Here is a 6,643-nt window from a genome sequence, read left to right on the forward strand (position 1 = left end):
ATGGCGCAGGCGCCCTGGCCGCAACGCCCGGTGCGCCTGGTCGTCGCGCAGCCGCCCGGGGCGGGGCCCGATCTTCTGGCCCGTGGCCTGGCGCCGCATCTCGCGGCCGCCTTCGGGCAGCCCTTCGTGGTGGAGAACCGGCCCGGCGCGGGTGGCACCCTGGCGGCGGCCGCCGTGGCGCAGGCGCGCGACCTGCATGCGCTCGGCTTCGTGAATGGCGGGCCGACCACCACGGCGCGGGCGATGAATCCGGCCCTGCCCTACGATCCGGCGACGGATTTCACGCCGGTCACGCTGATCGGCCGCGTGCCCCTGCTGCTCACGGTGCATCCGTCGCTGCCGGCGCGCGACTGGAACGGCTTCGTCGCCCATGTGCGGGCGAATCCCGGGGCGCTCAGCTATGCCTCGATCGGACCGGGCACGATCACCCACCTGGCCATGGAGGAGTTGAAGGCGCGGCTCGGGCTCGACCTCGTGCACGTGCCCTATCGCGGCTTTCCGCAGGCGACGCTGGACCTGGTGGCCGGCCGCGTGCAGGCGATGCTGAACCAGCCCTTCGCCGCGCTGCCGTACCTGCAGGATGGGCGGCTGCGCGCCGTGGTGCAGTCCGGCGAGCGCCGGATCGGCGCGCTGCCCGAGGTGCCGACCTTCGAGGAGGCGGGCCTGCCGGAGGCCGCCTTCTTCGGCTGGATCGGCCTGGTCGCGCCCGCGGGCTTCCCGCGCGGTGCGGCGGACCGCCTGGCGGAGGTGATTCGCGCCGCGGTCGAATCCGACCCGACGGCGCGTGGCGGGCTCGATGCCGCGGACAGCGAGATCCTGGGCACCTCGCCCGCCGCCTTCGCGACCTTTCAGGCGCGCGACGCGGCGCGCTGGAACGCGGTCATCGCGCGGCTCGGGCTGCGCGCGGCGGATTGAGCGGCGCCTCCGCACTCACCCCAGCCGCGGATCCAGCCAGGGCCGGTCCATGCGCGTCCAGGCCGCATGCGGGCCGGCCGCGAGTTGCACGCCGAGGCCCGGCGCCTGCGGCAGTCTGGCGGCGCCGTCCGCGAAGCGCAGCGACTCGCCCTGCACGATGTCAAAGAACGCCTCCGTCTCCCCGAACTGCACTTCCAGCAGGAGGAAATTCGGGATGAGGGACGAGAGGTGCACGGAGTATGCGTGGCAGACCGGCCCGGTCGGGTTGTGCGGCGCGATCTCGATGCCGGCGGTCTGGGCCAGGGCGGCGATGCGCCGGATCTCCTCTAGCCCGCCGGCATGCTTGGCATCGGGCATCAGCACATCGTAGCAGCCGGCCTCCACCACCGGGCGATAGGCGGCGAGGCCCGCCAGCGATTCGGCACCCGCCAGCCGCATGCCGCGGTCGTTGGCCATGCCGCGCAGCCGCCGGATCTCCGCGCGGTTCGCCTCGGCGACCGGGCATTCGAGCCAGAACAGCCGGAACTCCGCCACGTCGCGCACCAGCCCCGCCGCGCCGCCCGGCGAAAAGCGCCAATGCGCGTCCACCATCACCTCGATGCCCGGCCCGACGGCCGCGCGTACCGCAGCGATGCGCGCCAGGCCCTCCGCATAGGCCGCGCGGTTGGCGTCGGAGAACCCGTCCTCCCAGACAAGCGGCTCGAAGGGCGCCAGCTTCACGGCGCGGAAGCCCTGCGCCACGGCGCGCTGCGCGGCGGCCGCGAAGCCCTCCGGCGAGCGCGGGTTCGCGCCGCGGTTGATGTTGGCATAGAGTGGCACCGGGTCGCGCAGCGCGCCGCCCAGGAACAGGTGCAGCGGCTGCCCCGCGCGTTGCGCCGCCAGGTCGGCCAGCGACTGGTCGAAGGCGGACAGCACGGTGGCCGCCACCAGCCCGCCCGGCGCATGCGGGATCAGCCGCGCCAGGCGGTTGCGGTGCCGCGCATCCTCCCCGGCCACATTGGCGGCCAGACGCGCGGCCTCGGCCTCCAGCAGCCCCTCCTGGTTGGACAGCGTGCATTCGCCGAGCCCGGTGCGGCCGTCCGCCGTCCGCACCTCCAGGAAGCACCAGTTGGTCTTCGGCGTGACGTTGATGCCGCGGAACTCGATGGCGGCGATGCCGGGCATGGCTACTCGATCCGGATGTTCGCGCGCTGCGCCAGGTCGCGCCACTTGGCGATGTCGGCGCGGACGCGGGCGGCCAGCATCTCCGGCGGGCTCGTCACGATCTGCCCGCCAAGCAGCTTGATGCGCTCGATCACGTCGGGCAGCCGGCCGATGCGCTGCAGCTCCGGCACCAGGCGCTGCACGATGGCGGGCGGCAGGCCGGGCGGGCCGAACAGCCCGTTCCAGGCGATGGTCTCGAAGCCCGCCAGGCCGCTCTCGTGCAGGGTCGGCACCTCGGGCAGGTCGGGCCAGCGGTCCAGGCTGGTCACCGCCAGGATGCGCAGTTCGCCGCGGCGGACGAAGGGCAGGACGTTCACCATGTTGGCGATCAGGAAGGGCGCATCGCCCGCGACGGCCGCCTGCGCCATCCCCGCAGCGCCGCGGAACGGCACATGGACCATGTCGGTGTCCGTCATCGCCTTGAACAGCTCGGCCGAGAAATGCGCCGAGGAGCCCGCGCCGGCCGTCGCGTAGTTGAAGTGCCCGCGCGGCTGCGCGCGGATCGCCGCGAGCAGCGCCGCCACGCTGTCCACCGGGAAGACCCGCGGGTTCACCACCAGCGCGTTCGGTCCGGTGACCAGCAGCGAGATCGGCACGAAGTCGCGTTCCAGGTCGTAGGGCAGGTCGCGGTAGAGCGCGGCGTTGATGCCGTTCGATCCCGCATTGCCCAGCAGCAGCGTGGAGCCGTCGCCCGGGCTGCGGAAGGCGTTCTCCACCCCAATCCGCCCGCCCGCCCCGGCGCGGTTGTCCACCGGCACCGGCTGGCCCAGCGCCTGTTCCAGATGATGGGCGAAGACGCGCGCGGTGGTGTCGTTGCCGCCACCCGGCGCATCCGGCACCACCAGCCGCACCGGCCGCGTCGGCCAGGCTTGCCCGAGTGCTGCGCCTGGGATCGCAAGCCCGGCAGCGGCGGCGACGAGGCTTCGGCGTCGCATGAGTCTGGTCCTCCCCCTGTGCGCGGTCAGCGCCGCACGCGGCCCCAGCCCGGATCCTCGACGACCATGTGCCGCAGCGCGGAGCGGTCCAGCATCGCCTCCGCCTCGCGCCGCGCCGCCTCCACGATCGCCGCGGGGTCGAGATGCGGCGCGACGCCGTCCTGCAGCAGCACGCGCCCGCCCACCACCACGTCGCGCACGTCGTGGCCATTGGCGAAATACACCACGCGCGCCACCGGCATGTTGGCCGGCACCATGTGCGGGCCGGTGAGGTCCACGGTGATCACGTCGGCCAGCTTGCCGACTTCCAGGCTGCCGAGCGTGTCGGCCAGGCCCATGCCCTGCGCCGCGTCGATCGTCACCATCTCCAGCGCCTTGCCGGGCGGGATCATCGTCTCGTCGCGGAAGGCGCGCTGGTGGTAGCGGATGCACTGGAACATGTGGCGGAACATGTCGCCCGAGCGGTCCGGCGCCGTCGCGTCCGATCCGATCATCACCGTGACGCCCGCCTCCATCAGCCGCGGCGCCGGGCAATAGCCGCGCACCGCCGCGATGGCGGAGGGGTTGTGCACCACGCTCGCGCCCTTGCGGACCAGCGTGTCGATGTCGGCATCGGTCAGGTCGGTGCAGTGGCTGTGCCAGCTGTCCGGCCCGATCAGGCCGAACATCCGGTCCGCCATCTCGATGCTGCCCTGGCGATGGCCGTCCTGGTGGAACCAGGCGCCGCGCTTGCGCCCGGCCTCGCGCACCAGGTGCCCCTGGCGCTCAATCTCCTTCACCTTCGCCGCGTCGTGCTTCGCCTCGCGATACACCGGTATCAGCGTGGCGATGCGAACATTGCCCCTGCCGTGCCACGTCTCCACGCCCGCGGTGATGGTCTCCAGCTGCTGCTCGAAGGAGACGGGGCGCTCCACGCCATCCGGGCCGACATAGGGCCGCGGGAAGGGCGGCCGCGTCGGCCCGAGCACGAGGATGGAGCGGATGCCCACCTCCTCCGTCGCCGTCGCATGCGCATCGGTGAAGGCCGGGTCGTCCACGCGCCCGATGGAATCGCCGCCGCCGAGCAGCGAGACGCCGGTGGTGACGCCGAAGCGCAGCCGCTCATAGGCCGCAAGCTGCGCCTCCGCCCGCCAGAAGCTAGGCGGCGAGGCGAGGGTGTAGATGATGCGGCAGGCTTCCGACCAGGCGGCGCTGTCGTTGTTGCCCATGGTCTTGACCAGGCCGTGCCCGGCATGGGCGTGGCCGTCGATCAGCCCCGGCAGGATCGCCTTGCCGCGGGCCTCGATCACCCGCGCGGGGCTGGGGTGCGCGGCGGCGACCTCGGCCGTCGGGCCGACGGCGGCGATGCGGCCATCCTTGATCGCGACGGCGCCGTCCTCGAGGACGCGGCGCTGCGGGTCCATGGTGATGACGGTGCCGTGGCGGATGAGGAGGTCGGTCATGGTCTGGCGATTGCTCTGCTTCTCCCTCTCCCGCAGGGCGGGAGAGGGTCGGGGTGAGGGTGGGTCAGGAGAGGCTGGGCGTGATGGGTTGCGCGCGCGGCTCCCCCCCTCACCCCGCCACCGGACGCCCTTGGCGTCCGACCCCCCCGAGGGGGGAGAGGGAGACGCACGGAGAGGGTGAGGGGCGTCACTCCACCCGCACCAGCCACAGCCGCAGCCGGTTGTCCGGCGCCTGGCGAAGATCGATGCCGCGCCGCGCCGCCCAGGCGATGGGCTGCTGGAACAGCGGCACATGCGCGATCTCGGCCCGCTCGATCTGCAGCGCCTCGCGGATGAAGCGCTGGCGGCTCGGCTCGTCCGGCGCCTCGGCCGCCTGCGCCACCAGCGCGTCGAAGGCGGCGTTGGACCAGCGGCCATAGTTCAGCCCGCCGGTGGTCTGCGACGCGGTGCGCAGCACCTCGTTCAGCGTGGAGTAGCTGTCGGCCAGCGGCAGCCCGGCATGGCCCAGCATGAACATGGAGAAGTCGCGATTCGCCGTGCGCCGCGACCACACCGCCGTCGGCTCGCTCTGCAGCTGCAGCCGGATGCCCACGCGCGCCAGCATCCCCGCGATCGCCTGGCAGGTGCGCTCGTCGTTCACGTAGCGGTCGTTCGGGCAGACGATGCCGACGCTGAACCCGTTCGGATACCCCGCCTCCGCCAGCAGTCGCCGCGCCATCTCCGGGTCGAAGGCCAGACGCTCGTTCAGGTCCTGCGGCGCGCCGGCGAGGTAGGGCGACACCATCATCCCCGCCGGCCAGGCCTTGCCGCGCATCACGCCGCGCACCAGCGCGTCCACGTCGATGGCGCGGTACATCGCCTCCCGCACGCGGCGGTCCTTCAGCGGGTTGCGGCCCTGCACGTCGGAGTAGAGCAGCTGGTCGCGCTCATGGTCGAAGCCGAGATAGATGGTGCGCAGCTCCGGGCCCTCGATCACCTGCACCCGCTGGTCCTGCAGCAGGCGCGGGATGTCCTGCAGCGGCACCTCCACATTCGCGTCGATCCCGCCGGAGAGCAGGGTCGCCGTGCGCGTCGCCGCGGAGCGGATCGGCTGGAAGGTGACCCGCGTGAGGTTGTGCACCGGGCGGTCCCACCAGCGCGCATGTGGTTCCATCACCGTCCGCTCGTCCGGCCGGCGTTCCGTGATGCGGAAGGGGCCGGTGCCGTTGGCCGCGCGCGTCGCGCCGGATTCCACCTGCTGCGCCAGGTTGGCCGGGTTCTCCGCGTTGTTCGCGCGGCTCCAGCCCTCGTCCATCATGTAGAACTGCGTGATGGAGGCCAGCAGGATCGGAAAGGGGCGGTGCGTCTCGATCTCGATCGTATGCTGGTCGAGCTTGCGCACGTCCTTGATCTGGCCGAGCAGGCCCCGCGCCAGCGAACCCGGCGCGTTCACCCGCCGCCAGGTGAAGAGCACGTCGTCGGCGTCGAAGCTCTCGCCGTTGTGGAACACCACGTCGCGGCGCAGGTTGAAGCGCCAGACGGTCGGGCTGGTGCGCTCCCAGCTCGCGGCGAGCGCCGGCTCGATCTCGATCCGGTCGTTGTGCCGCACCAGCGCCTCGTAGACGTTGCCCAGGAAGGCGTTGGTGAAGGTGTTGTTCGAGGAATGCGGGTCGAGCGTCAGGACGTCCGCGTTGAAGGCCCAGGTGAAGTTGCGGGCCGCGGCCGGCGGCGTCAGCGCCAAGCCGAACATGGCGGCGGCGGCCAGGGTCCAGGGGCGCAGGGTGGCGCGCATCTCTCGTCTCCCCTCGGGCTGAGAGCGAAGCCTCCGCCGCGGCGGCGGGCGCGTCAACCGCGAGCGGATCAACCTGGGCCGCGGAACGTGCCATGCTGGCGCCAACCGGAAGGAACGACACGCCATGCGCCACCCCGCCGCCCTGCTCGGCCTGCTGATCACCCTGCCCGCGGGCGCGCAGACGCTGCCGCCGCCCGTGCCGATGCCGGCCCCGATGCCAGCCCCCGCAGCTGCCGCCGCCCCTCCGGCCGCCCCCGCCACGCAGCAGACCCCGCTGGCCGAGACGGCGCTGCATATCGGCGAGAGCGCCGAGGTCACGCGCGCCCCGGACGAGGTGGTGGCGGTGCTGCGCGCCGAGGCCCGCGCCGGCAGCGCCG

Annotated in this window: 6 protein-coding genes; 2 read left to right on the top strand and 4 right to left on the bottom strand. The window is 72.9% G+C overall.

Annotated features, from left to right (window positions below):
- Window positions 1-915 (top strand): Bug family tripartite tricarboxylate transporter substrate binding protein (locus tag OZN99_RS22385; protein WP_270937473.1); only part of this gene is annotated, 915 nt, incomplete at its 5' end.
- Between the two features lie 15 nt (window positions 916-930).
- On the opposite strand, the gene OZN99_RS22390 is transcribed toward OZN99_RS22385, so the two are convergent.
- The 4 genes from OZN99_RS22390 to OZN99_RS22405 form a co-directional block, all read right to left on the bottom strand.
- Window positions 931-2,079, bottom strand: a complete 1,149-nt coding sequence (locus tag OZN99_RS22390) for a mandelate racemase/muconate lactonizing enzyme family protein (RefSeq protein WP_270937474.1) — start codon at window positions 2,077-2,079, stop codon at window positions 931-933.
- A gap of 2 nt (window positions 2,080-2,081) precedes the next feature.
- Entirely contained in the window at window positions 2,082-3,053 is a 972-nt protein-coding gene (locus OZN99_RS22395) for a Bug family tripartite tricarboxylate transporter substrate binding protein (protein ID WP_270937475.1), read from the bottom strand.
- A 26-nt stretch (window positions 3,054-3,079) separates the two neighbouring features.
- Window positions 3,080-4,495 carry an amidohydrolase family protein gene (locus OZN99_RS22400; RefSeq protein ID WP_270937476.1) on the bottom strand — a complete coding sequence of 472 codons (1,416 nt, stop codon included), beginning with the start codon at window positions 4,493-4,495 and terminating at the stop codon, window positions 3,080-3,082.
- Window positions 4,496-4,682: 187 nt separating this feature from the next.
- Window positions 4,683-6,266: an ABC transporter substrate-binding protein gene (locus OZN99_RS22405; protein ID WP_270937477.1), complete on the bottom strand. Its 1,584-nt coding sequence runs from the start codon at window positions 6,264-6,266 to the stop codon at window positions 4,683-4,685.
- Window positions 6,267-6,390: 124 nt separating this feature from the next.
- Between OZN99_RS22405 and OZN99_RS22410 the strand changes: the two genes are divergently transcribed.
- Window positions 6,391-6,643: hypothetical protein (locus OZN99_RS22410; protein WP_270937478.1), on the top strand; the 253-nt coding region annotated here is incomplete at its 3' end.

Source organism: Falsiroseomonas oryzae (assembly GCF_027856955.1).
Classification (GTDB): Bacteria; Pseudomonadota; Alphaproteobacteria; order Acetobacterales; family Acetobacteraceae; genus Falsiroseomonas; species Falsiroseomonas oryzae.

Bases quoted from the DNA above. Each gene is read 5' to 3' on its own strand.
- OZN99_RS22390 (WP_270937474.1), bottom strand. From the start codon at position 2,079: ATGCCCGGCATCGCCGCCATCGAGTTCCGCGGCATCAACGTCACGCCG.
- OZN99_RS22395 (WP_270937475.1), bottom strand. From the start codon at position 3,053: ATGCGACGCCGAAGCCTCGTCGCCGCCGCTGCCGGGCTTGCGATCCCA.
- OZN99_RS22400 (WP_270937476.1), bottom strand. From the start codon at position 4,495: ATGACCGACCTCCTCATCCGCCACGGCACCGTCATCACCATGGACCCG.
- OZN99_RS22405 (WP_270937477.1), bottom strand. From the start codon at position 6,266: ATGCGCGCCACCCTGCGCCCCTGGACCCTGGCCGCCGCCGCCATGTTC.